The organism is Desulfolithobacter dissulfuricans (assembly GCF_025998535.1).
GTDB lineage: Bacteria > Desulfobacterota > Desulfobulbia > Desulfobulbales > Desulfobulbaceae > Desulfolithobacter > Desulfolithobacter dissulfuricans.
The window spans coordinates 808,896-826,695 of record NZ_AP024233.1 but is presented as its reverse complement, the minus strand read 5'-3'; the positions used below and the strand labels follow the sequence as shown (position 1 = coordinate 826,695).

Annotated in this window: 13 protein-coding genes and 1 pseudogene; 7 read left to right on the top strand and 7 right to left on the bottom strand. The window is 60.0% G+C overall.

The window, feature by feature from the left end; translation table 11 throughout:
* Nucleotides 1–56 precede the first annotated feature (56 nt).
* From ftsY to GF1_RS03465, 3 genes and pseudogenes are all read right to left on the bottom strand, one after another.
* Nucleotides 57–1,325: a signal recognition particle-docking protein FtsY gene (gene ftsY, locus GF1_RS03475; RefSeq protein WP_267928233.1), complete on the bottom strand. Its 1,269-nt coding sequence runs from the start codon at nucleotides 1,323–1,325 to the stop codon at nucleotides 57–59.
* Nucleotides 1,325–3,699: pseudogene (lon, locus tag GF1_RS03470) on the bottom strand (endopeptidase La). Before lon ends, ftsY begins: the two are co-directional and overlap by 1 nt.
* A 4-nt stretch (nucleotides 3,700–3,703) precedes the next feature.
* Nucleotides 3,704–4,144 carry an Hsp20/alpha crystallin family protein gene (locus GF1_RS03465; protein ID WP_267928232.1) on the bottom strand — a complete coding sequence of 147 codons (441 nt, stop codon included), beginning with the start codon at nucleotides 4,142–4,144 and terminating at the stop codon, nucleotides 3,704–3,706.
* A 311-nt stretch (nucleotides 4,145–4,455) separates the two neighbouring features.
* On the opposite strand from GF1_RS03465, the gene GF1_RS03460 reads away from it, so the two are divergent.
* The 3 genes from GF1_RS03460 to selB all read left to right on the top strand — a co-directional run bounded on the left by GF1_RS03460 (nucleotide 4,456) and on the right by selB (nucleotide 8,247).
* Nucleotides 4,456–5,421 (top strand): Mrp/NBP35 family ATP-binding protein, encoded by a 966-nt coding sequence (locus GF1_RS03460; RefSeq protein WP_267928231.1) that lies wholly within the window; start codon nucleotides 4,456–4,458, stop codon nucleotides 5,419–5,421.
* A 103-nt stretch (nucleotides 5,422–5,524) separates the two neighbouring features.
* The gene (locus tag GF1_RS03455) at nucleotides 5,525–6,151 is read left to right on the top strand and encodes an MBL fold metallo-hydrolase (protein ID WP_267928229.1); all 627 of its coding nucleotides are present in this window, start codon (nucleotides 5,525–5,527) and stop codon (nucleotides 6,149–6,151) included.
* Between the two features lie 170 nt (nucleotides 6,152–6,321).
* A complete protein-coding gene (selB, locus tag GF1_RS03450; protein ID WP_267928227.1) occupies nucleotides 6,322–8,247 on the top strand; it encodes a selenocysteine-specific translation elongation factor in 1,926 nt (641 codons plus the stop codon).
* A gap of 115 nt (nucleotides 8,248–8,362) precedes the next feature.
* Here the strand turns inward: selB and GF1_RS03445 are convergent, their stop codons facing one another.
* The 4 genes from GF1_RS03445 to GF1_RS03430 all read right to left on the bottom strand — a co-directional run bounded on the left by GF1_RS03445 (nucleotide 8,363) and on the right by GF1_RS03430 (nucleotide 13,353).
* Nucleotides 8,363–11,089: a cation-transporting P-type ATPase gene (locus GF1_RS03445; RefSeq protein WP_267928226.1), complete on the bottom strand. Its 2,727-nt coding sequence runs from the start codon at nucleotides 11,087–11,089 to the stop codon at nucleotides 8,363–8,365.
* 128 nt (nucleotides 11,090–11,217) lie between these two features.
* Complete coding sequence (locus tag GF1_RS03440; RefSeq protein ID WP_267928225.1) at nucleotides 11,218–12,498, bottom strand: MFS transporter; 1,281 nt, start codon at nucleotides 12,496–12,498, stop codon at nucleotides 11,218–11,220.
* A 21-nt stretch (nucleotides 12,499–12,519) separates the two neighbouring features.
* Nucleotides 12,520–13,053, bottom strand: coding sequence for a ferritin-like domain-containing protein (locus GF1_RS03435; protein ID WP_267928224.1), 534 nt, complete (start codon nucleotides 13,051–13,053; stop codon nucleotides 12,520–12,522).
* An 87-nt stretch (nucleotides 13,054–13,140) separates the two neighbouring features.
* The gene (locus GF1_RS03430; protein WP_267928223.1) at nucleotides 13,141–13,353 is read right to left on the bottom strand and encodes a rhodanese-like domain-containing protein; all 213 of its coding nucleotides are present in this window, start codon (nucleotides 13,351–13,353) and stop codon (nucleotides 13,141–13,143) included.
* 261 nt (nucleotides 13,354–13,614) lie between these two features.
* Between GF1_RS03430 and GF1_RS03425 the strand changes: the two genes are divergently transcribed.
* From GF1_RS03425 to GF1_RS03410, 4 genes are read left to right on the top strand one after another with little or no spacing between them, the layout of a single operon-like run.
* Nucleotides 13,615–14,448, top strand: coding sequence for a DUF4405 domain-containing protein (locus GF1_RS03425; RefSeq protein WP_267928222.1), 834 nt, complete (start codon nucleotides 13,615–13,617; stop codon nucleotides 14,446–14,448).
* A gap of 1 nt (nucleotide 14,449) precedes the next feature.
* Entirely contained in the window at nucleotides 14,450–14,827 is a 378-nt protein-coding gene (locus GF1_RS03420) for a hypothetical protein (RefSeq protein WP_267928221.1), read from the top strand.
* Nucleotides 14,824–16,422 carry a sensor histidine kinase gene (locus GF1_RS03415; protein ID WP_267928219.1) on the top strand — a complete coding sequence of 533 codons (1,599 nt, stop codon included), beginning with the start codon at nucleotides 14,824–14,826 and terminating at the stop codon, nucleotides 16,420–16,422. Before GF1_RS03420 ends, GF1_RS03415 begins: the two co-directional genes overlap by 4 nt.
* Nucleotides 16,422–17,762, top strand: coding sequence for a sigma-54-dependent transcriptional regulator (locus GF1_RS03410; RefSeq protein WP_353740446.1), 1,341 nt, complete (start codon nucleotides 16,422–16,424; stop codon nucleotides 17,760–17,762). The genes GF1_RS03415 and GF1_RS03410 overlap by 1 nt, the downstream gene beginning before the upstream one ends.
* The last annotated feature ends 38 nt before the right edge of the window (nucleotides 17,763–17,800 follow it).

Sequence of the window (17,800 nt, the reverse complement as noted above, 5' to 3'; positions counted from 1 at the left end):
GTCTGAGCCGGCAGTAGAAAGGATATACAGGCGGTGCCATGGCAGTGGTGTTCTTTTCAGCTCTGTCTGGTTTCGTCGGGTTCCCTGTTGAACAGTGCGTCAACAAATTCCCTGGCGTCAAAATCACGCAGATCGTCGATCTGCTCACCTATACCGATGAACCGGACTGGAATACCGAGCTCCCGGCATATGTTGGCCACGATACCACCTTTGGCGGTACCGTCAAGCTTGGTCAGGGTCAGGCCGGTCACCCCGACGGCTTCGCTGAACATCCTGGCCTGGGATATACTGTTCTGACCGGTGGTGGCATCGAGAACGAGCATCACCTCATGGGGTGCCCCCGCCATTTTTTTGCCGATCACCCGCCGGATTTTTTTCAGCTCTTCCATAAGGTTGACACTGGTGTGCAGACGACCGGCCGTGTCGATGATGATCACGTCGATGTCGTTGGCCACCCCGTATTCCAGGCCCTCATAGACCACCGAGGAGGGATCTGATCCCGGATCGCGGGCCACAACATCCACCCCGACCCGGTCACCCCAGATCTTGAGCTGATCTATGGCCGCGGCCCGGAAGGTATCCCCGGCCACCAGCAGAACCGACTGGCCGGAACGGACAAATTTGGCCGCGATCTTGCCGATACTGGTGGTCTTGCCGACACCGTTGACACCGACCACCATGATCACGAAAGGTCCGCTTTCCGGCATGACCAGTTCGGCCGGCTGATCCGAGGCCTGGAGATACTCATAAATCTTCTCCCGCAACACCTCCTTGAGGGCCTGGGGGTCGCTGAGCTGGTCCCGCTTGACCCGGGTCCTGGCCGCATCGAGCAGTTCCTGGGTGGTCCGCACCCCGAGATCAGCGGTTATCAGGATTTCTTCAAGCTCGTCCAGCAGCTCTTCATCGATCTGTTTTTTGCCAAGAAACAGGGTATCCAGCCGACTGGCCAGGGTTTCGCGGGTCTTGCTGAGCCGCTCCTGCAGCCGCTGGAACATGGATTTCCGGACCGGTTTTTCCTGCTCCCCGGTGTCCGGCCGGGTGGCTGAGGGCCCAGTTTTAACCAGAGCTTCTTCTGCGGCTGGTTCCTGTTCTTTTCCAGGCTCTGCCGACTCTGCTTCGACGGCTTCCTTTTCCGGGAGGGGCTCTCCGGCGGGGGTAGGCGGTGCCGAGACATCCACTGGTTCCGGTGGCGTCTGTGGCCCGGATTCCGGCCTCTCCTCCCCCACCTCGGACACCGCTTTTGCTGCTACGCTCTCTTCAGCCTGAACCGGGCCTTTCTGTTCTTCCTGTTTCTTGCCAAATTTCTTCTTAAACCATCCAAGCATTACGCTTCAGCCTCTTTTTCAAATACGATGTCCAGCACCTCGGCAATGGTGTGCGGATAGTGAAAGACCACCCCCTCCCGCACATCCTCCGGAATTTCCGTGACATCCTTTTCATTCAGTACCGGCAGGATTATCTCCCTGATATCGGCTCTCAGTGCTGCCAGGACCTTTTCATTGATGCCGCCCACCGGCAGGACATCCCCGCGCAGGGTGATCTCACCGGTCATGGCCACATCCTGACGGACGGTTTTACCGGTGAGCACCGAAACAAGCGCCGAGACCATGGCCACCCCGGCCGACGGTCCATCCTTGGGGATGGCCCCTTCGGGCACATGCACATGCAGGTCGGTCCTGGCAAACAGATCTTCGTCTATTCCCAGCTCTCCCGCATGGGAACGGATATAGGTCAGGGCCGCGGTGGCGGACTCCTTCATCACATCGCCGAGTTTGCCGGTCAGGGTCAGGGACCCCTTGCCCTTCATGCTCGCCGATTCGATAAAAAGGATCTCCCCGCCCACCGGGGTCCAGGCAAGCCCCGTGGCCAGACCGGGTCCCCAGGTTCGGGCCTTGATCTCGGGAAAATACTTGATCGGCCCAAGAAAATCATAGAGATTTTCCTGGGTCACCACGGTTTTTCCACTTTTACCCCGGGCAATTCCGGTAGCCACCCCCGGCAGATGGCGGCAATCTGCCGCTCCAGGTTACGCACTCCTGCCTCGCGGGTATAGGAGCGGATGATGACCCGCAGCGCCTCATCGGTGATGTCCAGGTCATCTTCATCGAGGGCATGTTCCTCGAGCTGCCTGGGCAACAGGTGGCGGCGCGCGATGATGGTCTTTTCGTGATCGGTATACCCGGAGAGGTCCACCACCTCCATCCGGTCCCGCAGGGGGCCGGGGATAGCGTCCAGCACATTGGCAGTGGCGATGAACATCACCTTGGAAAGGTCGAACTCAATGTCCAGGTAATGATCGGTAAAAGTCGAGTTCTGTTCCGGGTCCAGGACCTCAAGCAGGGCCGAGGAGGGATCGCCGCGGAAATCATTGCCCAGTTTGTCAATCTCGTCGAGAAGGAAGACAGGGTTATTGGTCCCGGCCTTTTTCAGGCTCTGGATGATCCGCCCCGGCAGGGCACCGATGTAGGTCCGCCGGTGGCCACGGATCTCAGCCTCGTCCCGCACGCCGCCCAGGGCCACCCGGACGAACTTGCGGTTCATGGTCCGGGCGATGGACTGGCCCAGGGAGGTCTTGCCTACTCCCGGCGGACCGACAAAGCAGAGGATGGGACCATGGATATCGGGCTTGAGTTTACGCACCGCCAGAAACTCGAGAATCCGTTTCTTGATCTTGGCCAGCCCGTAATGGTCATGTTCCAGGTCCTTTTCGGCCTTGTCGAGGTCAATGGTATCCTTACTGGACTCGGTCCACGGCAGCTCCAGGATCCAGTCGATATAGTTGCGGGACACGGTGTATTCCGGCGAGGAAGGCGGAATCCGTTCCAGCCGCTCGAGCTCCTTTTCCACCGCTTCCCGGGCCTCTTCGGTCAAGCCCTTCTTCTCCACCCGCTCCCGCAGCTCGCGGATCTCGACCTTGTCGTCCTCTCCCTCTCCAAGCTCCTTGCGTATAGCCTGGAGCTGCTGGCGCAGGTAAAATTCCCGCTGCCGCTCATCCATGTCCTTCTTGATGGACTCCTGGAGCTTGTTGGACATCTCCACGGTCTCGATCCGGTCGCTGAGCTCCCGGGCCACCCGGAGCAACAGTTCCTCCAGGTCCTCGATCTCCAGGATCTCCTGCTCCTCGCTGATCTTCAGGTTGAGCTGCGAGGTGATCAGGTAGGCGATGTGGAACGGGTTGGTCAGGGCCGAGACGGTCATGCCGATTTCCTGAGGCAGCGGCGCCATCTTGACCAGTTTCTGGAACTGGTTGCGGATTCCCAGAAGGAGGGCCTCTATTTTCTTGTCCTCCCTGACCTCCATGGGAATCTCTTCCACCCGGGCCTTGAGAAAGGGTTCCCGCTGCACGTATTCCAGGACACGGAACTTCTTCGTTCCGCTGACCAGCACCTGGTACACTCCCTCCTCGGATTTGGTCATCTTGTGGATATAGCCGACCACTCCCACCTGGTAGAGATCATCGGTATCCACATCCTCCTGGCTGCTGGAGTCTTCCCCGGAATGGGGCAACAGACCGATCATCCGATCCCCCAGCAGAGCCTCGTCGATCAGCTGCCGGGAAGATTCGCTGGATACCTGCAGGGGAAACCCCATGCCCGGAAAAAAGACAAAACCGTGCAGAGGCAGGATGGGCAGGACCTCGGGCACTTCCAGGCTCTGGGGATCAATCCGTTTTTCCTGTTTTGGCTGTTCCGCAGTCATGGCTCTATTCTCCAGGGGTTATCCTGATGTTGACCTTGCTTTTCCGTTGTTTTTTCGGCATGGTGATGATGAGCATCCCCTGCTGGTAGGCAGAGGTCACCCGATCCACGTCGATGGCCGCGGGCAGGGAGACGACCCGGTTAAACGGTCCCAGCTCGATCTCCAGCTGATGGACACAGACAATGGCATGACGGGGCGGCAGCTGGCGGCGGCCACTGATACGGACCCTGTGTTCCTCGGCGATCACCGACAAACTGTCCCGGTCGGCCCCGGCCAGATCGCAGTAGATGTAGAATTCATCTTCCCCTTCATAGACATCGAGCGGGGGCTGCCAGCCTCCTGAATCCATCGGAAGCATACGGGCCAGAGACATATTGCGCAGCAGGCGGCCCGCCTGCTGCATATGCTCGAGCTCTGCCAGAATTTTTTTACTCAGCAAGTCCATCTACATCCTCCCGAGTTCGACATAAGGCTTCAGGAAACATACACCACCAGAGATAGAGATAATCACTATACCGTCCATGACAATGAAAAATCAACACAAAGGCCGGTGCAGTCACAACCCCAAAGTGGGACAGCGGGCAGGGGTGGCGGTGTTTTTTCATTGCTTTTCAGATAAGCGGCATTAGAGTAATTGGAGTTTTCCAGCGTGAATTTCTGCGATCCACAGTCCCTGATCGTCCGGTCTGCGGTGGACCAGAGGACTGTCATCCAGAACAGTACAGACCAATTTATCTATACAAGGAGTACATCATCATGGGACATTCATGCGGAGGATCCTGTGGATCCGACACCCAGAGCAGCTGCCACGGGGCCGATGCCCAGCTGGCGCAGCAGGACATCGCCATCACAAGGTCTCTTGGCAAGATCAAACATAAAATCCTGGTCATGAGCGGCAAGGGTGGCGTGGGCAAGTCCACGGTGGCGGTCAACCTGGCCATGGGATTGGCCAACCGCGGCCACCGGGTCGGACTGATGGACGTGGACCTGCACGGACCCGATATCTGCCGGATGCTCAACCTGACCGGCAGCCTGCAGCCACCTGAAAACCCCAACGACCTTGTTCCGCCCCTGGTCTACAGCGACAAGCTCAAGGTAGTCTCGCTTGAGTACATGATGAAGGACCGGGACGACGCCATTATCTGGCGCGGCCCCCTCAAAATCCAGGCCATCCGCCAGTTTGTAGCCGATATGGACTGGGGCGAGCTGGACTACCTTATCGTTGATGCCCCTCCCGGCACCGGCGACGAACCCCTGTCTGTGGCCCAGACCATTCCCGGCGTCCATGCCCTGGTTGTGACCACGCCCCAGGCCGTGGCGCTGGCCGATGTCCGCAAGTCGATCAACTTCTGCCGGACCGTGGAGATGCCCGTGGTCGGCGTGGTTGAGAACATGTCCGGCTTTATCTGCCCCCATTGCGGCGAGAGCGTGGACATCTTCTCAACCGGTGGCGGAGAAAAGACCGCCCGCGACTTTGATCTGCCATTCCTTGGCCGTGTCCCCATGGACCCGCGGGTGGTTGTCGCCGGCGACACGGGCAAACCTTATCTTTCCTCGGATGAGGAAACGCCGGCCACCAAGGCCTTCGCGGCCGTGGTCGATGCCGTGGAACAGCGGCTGCCGCCCGGGAAGAGCGCCCCGACTCTGGACACCATATCCCCGGCCAGTGGCGGCTGCGGCTGCGGCTCCGGCGGATGTAATCCGGACAAGTGCGACTGCTGACCGATATCAGGATGGAAACCGGGCCTGAAGAGAGGAACGTTCTGCCTCCGGGCCCGGTTCGAGCCACCTCACCCCGAACCCGAGCAATCCAGAGTTTCATCCCATGAAAATTCAACAGCTTACCGTGGGTATGATGGGCGTATGCTGCTACATCGTATCCTGTGAAGAGACCGGCAAAGCGGCGATCATCGATCCGGGAGGTGACGAAGACCGCATTCTGGCGGCCTGCCAGGACGATGGACTGGAGGTTTTGTATATCATCGCCACCCATGGCCACCCGGATCACGTCTGTGGCAACGGCCCCATCCAGCAGGCCACCGGGGCGGAAATCATCATGCACCGGGCTGACGGCGAATTCTTTGCCCGCGACGAAGTACGCCAGTACTTCTCCATGCTGGGCCTGGCCGAATCACCCCCTCCGGATATTCTGGTGGAAGACCACGACGTCATCACCTTTGGCAACCAGTCCCTGAAGGTCCTGCATACCCCGGGTCATACGCCGGGCTCTATCTGTCTCTACGGAGCGCCCAACTGCTTCACCGGCGACACCCTGTTTGTCGGGGGCGTCGGACGGACCGATTTTCCCGGAGGTTCGACCAGCGAACTGCTCCATTCCATCCGCACCAGGCTCCTGACCCTGCCGCCGGAAACCGTCGTCTGGCCTGGACACGGGTACGGAGGCTCCAGGTCCACCATCGGCGAGGAGGCGGGAAGCAACCCCTATATTTAGATTAGAGGCCTTAAAAGGGGCAGTGACCCTTTACCGCCGCTGCTTCCCGGGTACCCGGAACAGCGTGTCGGCATCTCCGCCAACACAGCCCCGGTCGTAGCCTGGCCCTGCCCCGTCAAACTGGCAGAAAAAGAAAAAACCATTCAAACTCTCACTTTCCACCACGACCCATGCGTGAAATTATTCTTGGCACAGCAGGACATGTCGATCACGGCAAGACCTCCCTCATCCGGGCCCTGACCGGCATCGAAACAGACCGGCTCAAGGAGGAAAAGGAACGGGGAATCACCATCGAGCTCGGCTTTGCCCATCTTGATCTACCCTGCGGCCACCGGATCGGGATCGTCGATGTGCCCGGCCATGAAAAATTTGTCCGCAACATGGTTGCCGGTGCCGCAGGTATGGACCTGGTGGCCTTTATCATTGCCGCCGATGAAGGGATCATGCCCCAGACAAAAGAACATTTTGATATCTGTCGTCTGCTTGGCGTCCGGGACGGCATCATCATCCTGACCAAGAAGGACATGGTGGACGAGGAATGGCTGGAGATGGTCCAGGAGGAGGTACAGGAGTTCTTCACGGAAAGTTTTCTTGAAGAGGCGCCGCTCTTGACCGTATCGTCGGTGACAGGTGAAGACATTGACGAGGTCCTCAGAGTGCTGGACGAAAAGGTCGCAGCCCTGGACTTCAGCGAAGAGTTCGGTCCCTTTCGGTTGGCGGTGGACCGGGTCTTTTCCATGAAGGGCTTCGGAACGGTCATCACCGGGACCTCGCTTTCCGGCCGTATCGGCGTGGGCGACGATCTGATGTTCTATCCCGGCGAACTGCAGGCCAAGATCCGCGGCATCCAGGTCCATGGCCAGGATGTGGAGCTGGTGGAGGCCGGCCACCGGACCGCGATCAACCTGCAGGGAATTGAAAAGGAGGAGATCAACCGGGGCGACGTGGCCGCCACGCCGGGCAGCCTGACCCCCTCGACCCTGCTGGACGTCGACTTCCACTACCTGGCGGAAAACGAACGGGAGCTCAAGAACCGGACCCAGGTCCGGGTTCATGTGGGCACCAGGGAAATCATCGGCCGGGTTGTCCTGCTGGAAACCGATACCCTGATGCCCGGCGAGGATGCGGCCGTGCAGCTGATCCTCCAGGAACCCGCGGCTGTATGGCCCGGGGATCGGTATGTCCTGCGCTCCTACTCACCGGTCACCACCATCGGCGGCGGCACCATTTTAAACAACGCGCCGCCCAAACGTAAGCGCACTGCCAGTCGGGACCGGACCCGCAACCGGGAGATATTCCATATTTACCGGAGCGGCAGTCTGGATGAACGGATGCTGCTCTTCCTGGAGGAAAGCGGTCCACAGGGACTCACCGCCGATCAATTGGCCACCCGGCTGGGTATCTTTGGCAAGAAACTGAAAAAACAGCTCCAGCAGCCGGTCTCCACCGGCAGGATCCTGGTGGTGGACTCGGAAAACCAGCGCTATGTGGCGGCGCCGGTGGTGGAGGGCATCAAAGAAAGGGTGCTGGATATCCTGGCCGCATACCACCGGGAAAATCCGCTCAAGAGCGGCCTGGCCAAGGAAGAACTCCGCTCGCGGCTGCGACCGCCGCTGGATGCCAAACTGTTCTCCTATATACTTTCCACCCTGACGAAAAAGGGACAGATCGCTGTCGAGGGGGCCGAGGTGCGCCTGTCAGGCCACGAGGTCACTCTCCAGGTGGACGAGAAAGAGATGCAGGAAAAGATCACCGGTCTGTACCGCGAAGCCGGCCTGCGGCCGCCTAACCTGAAAGACGTGCTGGCCACTTTCGAGGAGTTTCCCGAAAAACAGATCCGCCAGGTCATTGACCTGCTCCTGCAGGAGGGAATCCTGGTCAAGGTGACAGAGTCCCTTTACTTCCACAGCCGGGAAATCGATACCCTGGCGGAAAGACTCACCGACCACATCAGAAAAGAGGGGGAAATCGACGCTCCCCGGTTCAAGGAACTCACCGGCCTGACCCGCAAGTTCTCCATCCCACTGCTCGAGTATTTCGACCGGATCAAGCTCACCATCCGCATCGGCGACAAACGGGTGCTACGCAAAAAATAACAATCCGACCCCGGAGAGGCCTGCCGGCGTACGCCGCGCCCCACGATGGCCTCTCTGTCCAAGCCCGTGGACGTAAACGACCACGGGCTCCTTCTCCTGTGGCAGAGAGGTACATCTACCGGCCCTCTTTTTCCTTTTTCCGAGCCCGGATCCGGCGGCGGTATTTTTTCTCCATTTCCACCACTGCGTAACATAACAGGCCGGCCAGCCCGATGCGTATCCAGGAAAAAAGCCCGATACTACTGGTCTGGAAAAGCTCGTTCATGAGCGGCACATAGGTGTACACGGCCTGCAGCACCACCATGGCGCAGACCCCGCCCAGAACCCACAGGTTGGAAAACATACCCAGCTGAAAGACCGACCTGTCCAGGGACCGGCAGTTGAAGAGATAAAAGAGTTCCATGATCACAAAGACGTTCACCGCCACGGTCCGGGCCTCGTCAAGGGATGCTCCCCCGGCCAGTTCCCAGCGGAACAGGCCAAAGGCCCCGATGAGCAGCAGGGTCCCCACCAGCAAAACTCTGATTATAAGTTCAGAGGTGAGAATAGGGGTCTCAGGATCACGTGGTCTGCGCTGCATGATACCCGGCTCCTTGGGTTCAAAGGCCAGCATCAGGCCGAGGAATCCGGCCGTAGTCATGTTGATCCACAGGATCTGCACCGGAAGGATAGGCAACGTGGTGCCGAGAAAGATAGCCACCAGGATCACCAGCCCCTCGCCGAGATTTGTCGGCAGGGTCCAGACGATGAATTTGGTCAGGTTGTCAAACACCCCCCGCCCTTCCTCGATGGCAGCCTCGATGGAGCTGAAGTTGTCATCGGTCAGCACCATGTCGGCCGCCTCCCGGGCCACATCGGTCCCGGCCCGGCCCATGGCCACGCCGATATCAGCCTGTTTCAGGGCCGGCGCGTCGTTGACCCCGTCACCGGTCATGGCCACCACATGGCCGCGGGCCTGCAGGGCCTGGACAAGACGTATCTTCTGCTCGGGGGTGGCCCGGGCAAAGACATTGGCCTGCTCCACAGTCCGCTGCAGTTCCCCGTCGGAACAGGTGGCCAGGTCCTCACCGGTCACCACCGGCAAGGCAGCGTCCCGCCTGTGCACAAGCCCGATCTGTTCGGCAATGGCGGCTGCGGTGGCAGGATGATCACCGGTGATCATCTTGACCTTGATCCCGGCCTCCTGGCAGATTCTGACCGCGGTCACCGCCTCGGCCCGCGGCGGATCGATCATACCCTGCAAGCCGAGAAAAACCAGGCCCGAAGCCAGGTCATCGTGGCTGATCCGCTCTGTTTCGGGTGCCATCTCCAGGCGGGCAAAGGCCAGGACCCGCATGCCCCGGGCCGCCAGATGATCGACATCTCCCAGAATACGCTCCCGATCGATGGCCACGAGCCGGCCGGAACCATCAAGGGCCTGATCGCAACGCTCGATAATGCGCTCCACCGCCCCTTTGACATAGACCAGCCTATGACCGTTCCGTTCATCCGCGTGCAGGGTGGCCATGTACTGGTAACGGGATTCAAAGGGAATCACGTCAAGCCGGGGGAACCTGGCCTGCTGCTCTGCCCGGTCCAGCCCGGCCTTGACCGCCACCACCAGCAGCGCCCCCTCGGTGGGATCTCCCTGCACCTGCCACTGACCGTCTTTTTCAACCAGCTCACTGTCGTTGCAGAGCAGCCCGGCCCGCAGACATTCGGCCAGGGCGCGGGAACCGTCATCCTCCCGGCCGTCCATGCGGACGATTCGCCCAAAGGGCGCGTACCCGGAGCCGCTGACCTCGTAATGTTCACTTCCGGCGACAATGGCCTGGACGGTCATCTGATTTTCGGTCAGGGTGCCGGTCTTATCCGAACAGATCACGGTCACGCTGCCCAGGGTCTCCACGGCCGGCAACTTCCGGATGATAGCCCGTCGCCTGGCCATGCGGGAAACGCCGATGGCCAGGGTTATGGTCACCGCGGCCGGCAGCCCCTCGGGGATCGCGCCCACCGCCAGAGCCACCGCAGCCATGAACATGTCGAGCAGCGGCTTGCCCCGCAGCAGCCCCACCACAACGGTCACCGCGGCCAGGATCAAAATGGCGTAGAGCAGCACCCGGCTGAAGCGGGCGATCTTGCGGGTCAGCGGCGTCTCCAGATCTTCGGCTGAGAAGATGAGCTCGGAAATCCGCCCCACTTCGGTATCACCACCGGTGGCAACGACCACCCCCGTTCCCTGACCATGGGTAACCATGGACGAGCCATAGACCATGTCGATCCGCTCGGCGAGCATGGTGTCTTCGGGTACGGGGTCCACGGATTTTGCCACTGGAACCGATTCGCCGGTCAGGGCCGATTCATCCACTTGCAGCTCCCTGGCCCGGACAAGCCGCAGATCGGCAGGCACCTTGTCGCCGGCCTGGAGAAGAACGATGTCGCCCACCACCAGATTCGCCGAAGCCACCTCCCTTTTTTCTCCACTGCGACGGACCAGGGTGTGGGAGACCATGGTCCTGGCCAGGGCAGCGAGGGCGTTTTCAGCCCTGGATTCCTGGATAAAGCCGGCAATGGCATTGGCCAGTACCACGCCGAAGATAACCCCTGAATCGACCCACTCGCGAAGCCCGGCGGTTATCAGGCCGGACACTATCAGGATGTAGATGAGCGGCTGGTGGAACTGGAGGAGAAAACGCAGCCAGGCTGGTCGTCCCTTTTTCGCAGTCAGGACGTTGGGCCCGAAGCGGCGCAACCGGCGCTCCACCTCATCCTGGTCCAGGCCCCTTACGGAGTCTGTCTGCAGCAGGGCAACAACCTCATCGACAGCCATGGCATGCCATGGCCTGGCGGGTACACTCTTCATGCTCTCACAGCCAGTGAAATCCGGCGGCCTCCTTGTTTCTGGAAATATGCGCTATCCGGTGGAGTATACGAATATTATAGGACATTACCACCCATTATGCATCTGAACTCGTCCGGCTGACGACGATTTCATCGTTCCTGCTGCTTCAGACCACCGGGCCGCCAAACAATCACCGCAATCAGCACCGCGGCAACAACGGTGCCAAGACCGAGAATCACCATGGCCGACGACGGGGCCAGCGCACGGTCCAGCAGGGAATATATCCGACCGGAGCACCACATACCGGAAAAGGAGAGAAAGTTGGCCGCGGCGATAACCCGGCCCCGTCTGGTGGCATCCGGCCTGATCTGAATGGCAGCGGATACCGGAATGAGAAACAACCCGCCGAACCAGCCGGTACAACCCAGGATGGTCAGCAGGGCCGGATACACCCCTGCACCTCCCCAGCGGACCAGCAGACCCGCCCCGGCCATGCACACTCCCATGCCCAGCGCTCCGGGGGCCAGGACATGGGTCCAGCGCCAAACAGTGGTCCACCGCCCGGCCACCAGGGCCCCGCCACAGACTCCGACCATCAGGGACACGGAAAGCAAGGAAGTGGCCGACTTGCCAAGCCCCAGCTCCACAAGGCCCAGGGTGTTGATCACCAGCACGGCCAGGAGACTGATGAAATAGAAAAACACATCACAGCCGACCGCCAGCAGTAGCAGGGGGTCCCGGGGCAGCTCCATTGCGTCCATGAGCGAGGCCAGGGGACCAGACCAGGGAAACTCCGCTCGACTGCCGGCGGCAGGATGGACGGGGATATAAAAACTGGTAAACAGCCCGGACAGGGAGCAGATAAGGACCGTGGCGGCGACCAGCAGCCGACCAAAGGGTACCGGTGTGGACAGCCATTGCTGGTCCAGGGCAAAGCCGGCCAGAGCCATGCCAAGGAGAATGGCCGCGGTGGTGACCAGCTTGAGAATGGAATTGACCCAGGGCACCCTGTCGGCGGGATGGAGCTCGGGAATGGTACCATTGAGTGCCGGACCAAAGAGGGTGGACTGCAGCCCCATGACAAAGATCATGACCAGGATCCAGAACCAGTTCAGGGTGATTATGGCCCAGCTGCCGATTACCATGGCCACCAGCTCCAGGAACTTGGCCAGGACCAGAACCTGTCTCTTGACAAAACGATCCGCCAGCCAGCCTCCCCAGGCGGAAAAAAAGATGAAGGGCAGGGAAAAGAGTTCGGTGGCCCGGCCCTGGAGCTGGCTCATGCCCCCGGCCACGGCCAGCAGCAGGGCAGCCTGCTTGAAAAAATTATCGTTGAAGACGCCGAGGAAGTAGGTGAGGGCCATGGCCGCCAACCGGTTTGTCCCTGCCCCGGTTTGCCCGCCTGCCGATGGCCGCCTGGCATCAGTCATGGACACGGCGTTTGGTCTGTGTCACGAACCTGCGCAGCCCAGGAGAGCATCGGCGGCGATCCGCATATGCTCCTTTTCCGCCTGGGCAAGGGCCAGAAAGGGCGCCTCCATTTCCGTACCTGAAAAACGGTGCGCCATGTTGCGATACAGATCATAGGCGGCCATCTCTATGGAAAGCGCCATTTCCACCACATTGACACAGGCCGGCCCCTTGAGCCGGTCGAAACGGGCCACCATCTCCTCCACATCCTGGCCGGACTCAAGGATATCGCCGGGCAGGGCCTCATACAGTGGTGTAAAGGGGGGCACGCTGTCCTGGTCGCGGGCCCAGTAGTTGTAGACCAGCCGGGCATGACCCTCCTCGGCCCGGGCCAGCAGGTCGATGGCCCCGGAAAAGGACTGGTCTGGATATTTCTCAAGCACCATGGTGTAGAAACGCTGTGCACCCCGCTCCAGATCCATGGCCGTGTAGAGGAGATTGCGGGGATCAGTCTCCAGATCAAATACTCGCAGGGCCGGAAAGTCGGGCAGCACCTCGCCGTTCCAGCCGAGCATGCCACCCTGGAGGTTATAGATGGTTTTTCGGATGAACCCGCTGGCCGAAGTAAACAGAGCCGCAGCCTGCGACCGTTTGCCCGAACGTCAGTAAAAGATGATATCCCGATCCGTTGGCAGTTCCGGCAGCCGGGCGCCCAGCTCGGCCAGGGGCAGGAGCCGGGCGCCGGGAATATGACCACGCCGATACTCCTCGGGCTGGCGCACATCCACCAGTACGTACTCCTCCTCGGCATGTCCGGCCAGATAGGCCCGGAGCTGATCACTGCTTAAATTTATGTACTGCTGCTCCACTTTCATAATCCTCACCTTTTCCTGTATGCCCGATCCCCGGGCCCGGCTCGACATTCCCCGGACCTGCTCGACAATATTGTCGAACGCCGACCCCGATTTCCAAGCAGGCGGCCCGGGCCCTCCTCTCCACAACGTAGCGGCTGTCCTGGATCAGAAGATTTTATTCCAGGCCAAAACAAATGGCACACTCTGTGCTATTATCGCAATATCTCTATCCGATTACTCATTAAACGCAGAAATCATTTTTATCTCAAGGAGGAACATCCCATGAACCTGCGAAAAATCACCTCGCTGACCATGCTCATATCCTTTGTTCTGCTGGTCGTCACCAGCATCATCCTCTACATTGTCCCCCAGGGACGGGTCGCCTACTGGGCGGACTGGAAACTGTGGGGCCTGACCAAGAGCCAATGGGGTGACCTGCATATCAATCTGGGCTTTCTCTTTCTGCTGGCCGGGTTTCTCCATATTGTCTATAACTGGAAAGCCATTGTCGCCTATCTCAAGGATAAGAGCAGACAGCTCAAGATATTTACCGCCAATTTCAACGTGGCCCTGCTCCTGACCCTGGTCGTAGCCCTGGGAACCTATTTCCAGGTTCCACCCATGAGTACGGTCATAAACATAAGTGACGCCATCAAGGATGCGGCTGCGGAAAAATATGGTGAACCGCCCTACGGCCATGCCGAACTCTCCTCGCTCAAGCTCTTCGCCCGGCAGACCAACCTGGATCTGAACCAGGCCATGGACCTGCTGACCCAGGCCGGGATCAAGTTTGACGGCGAGCAGGATAAACTGATCGACATTGCCAAGAAGAACAACGTCTCGCCCAAGAAGCTTTACGAGATCATGCTGCCGGCCAAAAAAGAGACCGAAACCACCCATGGTTTGCCGGACGCGCCGCCGGCCGGGTTTGGTCGCCAGGCACTGGCCGAGGTCTGCACCCGGTATGGCCTCAACATGCCGACCGTCCTGCGGGAGCTTAAGAAACAGGGCATCAGCGCGGATCCGGCAAAGACCATCAAGGAAATTGCCGCCGATAACGATATGGATCCCCACGCGCTCTTCGAGGTGCTGCATGGAGTGGCTACAGAAAAATAACATGGTCATCCTCCTTGTGGCCGGCCTGGTGGCCGGTGTGATCCTGATCACGCCGGTTCCGGGCCGGGCCGAGATGTTGATCGGAACCGTTGTTCATGTGGACAGGGCCCATCACAGTTTCACCCTCAAGCCGGAATCCGGCGACGGGGAGACGGTCACGGTCCAGGCCGATACTGCCCTGCCCGGCTGCGTAACACCGGGAGAGACGATCCGGATCTGGGGCACTTTTACCGGCAATGGAACCCGGTTTGAGGCCAGGGATGTCCGGGGAATGCGGGGGAGGTTTCGCAACGATCCCACCGGGGTACGCTCCCGCCTGGAGCGCGGCCTGGGCAGGGGCTTTGGCCGGGGTGGTCCCAGGGGAGGAGGCGGTCGATGAGGTTGCTGCAGAAATCTCCGGAAGGGTGGCGGAAAAAACCGCTGCCGGCCTGGCTGGTCTATTTCCTGGTTTTCGGGTTGCTGATCACGGTGATCCAGTCGGTCTACTTCTGGCAGATGAACCGGGTGCGGGCCAACCTCCAGCATAATGCCACCGAACGGGCGACCATGATCGCCAAGATCATCGAGGAAAACCTGCACCTCTCCAGTGCGGCCCACCAGACCATTGATACCATCCTGACCGCCTTTCTGGCCGATAACATTCGATTCATCAAGTATCTCGAGACCATCGAGCCCCTGCACAGTGACGAACTGAGCGCCCTGGCCAAAGAAATGGGGTTGCGCGGCATCACCATCCTGCGCCCGGATGGCCGGGCTGTGTCCGGACCGGAACAGTGGTCAGCCGATGGCCTCTCCTGTAGCCCGGAGACCAAAGGGCAGCAGCTCAGGTACATCGAGTCCTCGCGAACGGCCTATCTGGTCCAGCCGGTGACCAATCAGGAGAATCTCTCCTGCGTCCTTGTCGGATGGGATGCTGGAAAGATTCTCGATCTCAGGGAAAAAACCAGCCGCCAGGCCCTGATAGAAAGCCTTTCGGCCCTGCCCGGGATCAACTACATCCGCCTGAGCGCTGACAGATCCGTCCCCGGGGTCGACCCGGCCGTCATCCTCCTGCGGGAGGGTGACCAGGTAACCGCTGAAACCCGGATAGCCACCCGGGACGGAGTGCTTGTCATCGGCCTGGACGCCCGACGATTCGTCCGCCGGCTGGAGAGCATGCGCCGCCAGTTCATCATGTTCGGCTCCCTGATTCTTTCCCTGGGGCTGTTTTTTGGCTGGATACTTTACCGCTACCAGCAGGACAACCTGCGCCGGACCAAGCTCTTTGAACGCGAGCTGGCCCGGGAACGGGAAGACGCGGCCCTGGGCCGGACCACCGGGACCATTGCCCACGAGATACGTAATCCGCTCAACGCCATCAACATGGGATTGCAGCGGCTCTCCCTGGAATCAGACAACCTGACCCGGGAGCAGGAAGAGCTGATCCGGGCCATGCGCGAGGCTGTGCAGCGCACCTCGACCATTGTCACCGAACTCCAGCGCTTTGCCCGCCCCCTGCATCCCAGGCCCCGGGAGATGGATCCGGCAGGGATGATCAGGCGGATCCTCTCCCTCTATGCCGGCGACTGCGAGGCCGGCGGCATTGAGGTGACCACTGAACTCCAGACATCTGGAGGGTTCCGCGGTGATCGGGACCTGCTGGCGGAACTCTTCGAAAACCTGATCAAGAACGGCCTGGAAGCTCAGGCGGAGGGCGGACGGATCGACATCCGTCTCCAGGAGCGGGACAACATCATGGAGCTGAGGGTGACAAACGGTCCCTGCGTCCTTAGCTCCGATGATCTGGAACGTTTTCTCGAGCCCTATTTCACCACCAAAACCCGGGGCACAGGTCTGGGCCTGCCGCTCTGCCGGCGCATTGCCGAGGCCCATGGCGGCAACCTGGAAATCTTCTATGATGACAACAGCCAGACCCTGACGGTCCTGGTCCGGATACCCGGCCAGCCGGCCACAGAAACCAAGGACAGTGCATGATGAATATCCTGATTGTCGACGACGAGGAAATGCAGCGGACCATGCTGCAGGGTTTTCTTGAAAAACAGGGCTACCGAATCTTCACCGCTGCCGACGGGGCCCGGGCGCTCCGGGTTTTCATGGAACAGCCCATCGAACTGGTCCTGCTCGATCACCGGATGCCGGATATGAACGGAGATGAACTGATGGAAAAGATAAAGGAGATCAGCCCTACCGTCCGGGCCATCATGATCACGGCCTACGGCGCCGTGGATACCGCCGTCCGGGTCATGCGCTTGGGCGCCGATGATTTTCTTGAAAAACCCGTGGACCTGGAGGCACTCCTCGACAAGATCCGTCGGATCGAGGACGAGGTGCTGGTGGCCGGGGACGTGGAGGAGGTCCAGGAGATCATCGCCAGTGAGGATCTGCCGGTGCGCCTGGTGGGCTCAAGCCGGCCGATCCAGGATCTGCTCTCGGTGATACAGCGGGCGGCCCCGACTCCTTGGACCGTACTGGTCCGGGGTGAAACCGGTACCGGCAAGGAACTGGTGGCTCGTCTCGTCCATCTGCTCAGCCCACGGAAAAACGGTCCATTCATCGAGCTCAACTGCGCGGCCGTACCGGAAAATCTCTTCGAATCCGAGCTTTTCGGACATGAAAAAGGGGCCTTTACCGGCGCGGACCGACGGCGAAGAGGAGTCTTTGAGCTGGCCGACGGCGGGACTCTGTTTCTCGATGAAACAGGCGAGCTGCCCCAGGCCATGCAGGCCAAGCTGCTTCGGGCCCTGCAGGAAAATACCATCACCCGGGTGGGCAGCGAGCAACCAGTGCCGGTGGACGTACGCATCGTCGCCGCCACCAACCGGGATCTGAAGGAGATGGTGGAGAAAAACATGTTCCGCGAAGATCTCTATTACAGGCTCAATGTCATTGAGATAGAAATCCCGCCTCTGCGCCAGCGCAAGGAAGATATCCCCGAGCTGATCGAATTCTTTCTCAGGAAATACAATTCCAGAAGCCGGTTTGACAACCAGGCCCTGGCCCAGCTGACCAAGTACAACTTTCCCGGCAATGTCCGGGAACTGGAACACATCATCCAGCGGACCATCACCCTGGCCCGCTCCAGCGTCATCACCGTGCGGGACCTGCCACCCGAAATCCGCAACTTCCGGGGCCGCAGCGGAGGCAGTTCCAACCTGGCCGAACGCCTCACTGAGGTGGAGCGGGAGATGATACTCGACTCCCTGGAAGAACATAACTGGATCCAGACCAGAGCGGCCGAGGCCCTGGGCATCAGCGAAAGGGTGCTGCGCTACCGCATGGACAAGCTGGGAATCAAAAACCAAGGGCGCAAATAACAGCCTTCTTATGCCCGTGTCCAGGGGACAGGTCCCCC

Bases quoted from the DNA above. Each gene is read 5' to 3' on its own strand.
- ftsY (WP_267928233.1), bottom strand. From the start codon at position 1,325: ATGCTTGGATGGTTTAAGAAGAAATTTGGCAAGAAACAGGAAGAACAG.
- GF1_RS03465 (WP_267928232.1), bottom strand. From the start codon at position 4,144: ATGGACTTGCTGAGTAAAAAAATTCTGGCAGAGCTCGAGCATATGCAG.
- GF1_RS03460 (WP_267928231.1), top strand. From the start codon at position 4,456: ATGGGACATTCATGCGGAGGATCCTGTGGATCCGACACCCAGAGCAGC.
- GF1_RS03455 (WP_267928229.1), top strand. From the start codon at position 5,525: ATGAAAATTCAACAGCTTACCGTGGGTATGATGGGCGTATGCTGCTAC.
- selB (WP_267928227.1), top strand. From the start codon at position 6,322: ATGCGTGAAATTATTCTTGGCACAGCAGGACATGTCGATCACGGCAAG.
- GF1_RS03445 (WP_267928226.1), bottom strand. From the start codon at position 11,089: ATGAAGAGTGTACCCGCCAGGCCATGGCATGCCATGGCTGTCGATGAG.
- GF1_RS03440 (WP_267928225.1), bottom strand. From the start codon at position 12,498: ATGACTGATGCCAGGCGGCCATCGGCAGGCGGGCAAACCGGGGCAGGG.
- GF1_RS03435 (WP_267928224.1), bottom strand. From the start codon at position 13,053: ATGCTCGGCTGGAACGGCGAGGTGCTGCCCGACTTTCCGGCCCTGCGA.
- GF1_RS03430 (WP_267928223.1), bottom strand. From the start codon at position 13,353: ATGAAAGTGGAGCAGCAGTACATAAATTTAAGCAGTGATCAGCTCCGG.
- GF1_RS03425 (WP_267928222.1), top strand. From the start codon at position 13,615: ATGAACCTGCGAAAAATCACCTCGCTGACCATGCTCATATCCTTTGTT.
- GF1_RS03420 (WP_267928221.1), top strand. From the start codon at position 14,450: ATGGTCATCCTCCTTGTGGCCGGCCTGGTGGCCGGTGTGATCCTGATC.
- GF1_RS03415 (WP_267928219.1), top strand. From the start codon at position 14,824: ATGAGGTTGCTGCAGAAATCTCCGGAAGGGTGGCGGAAAAAACCGCTG.
- GF1_RS03410 (WP_353740446.1), top strand. From the start codon at position 16,422: ATGAATATCCTGATTGTCGACGACGAGGAAATGCAGCGGACCATGCTG.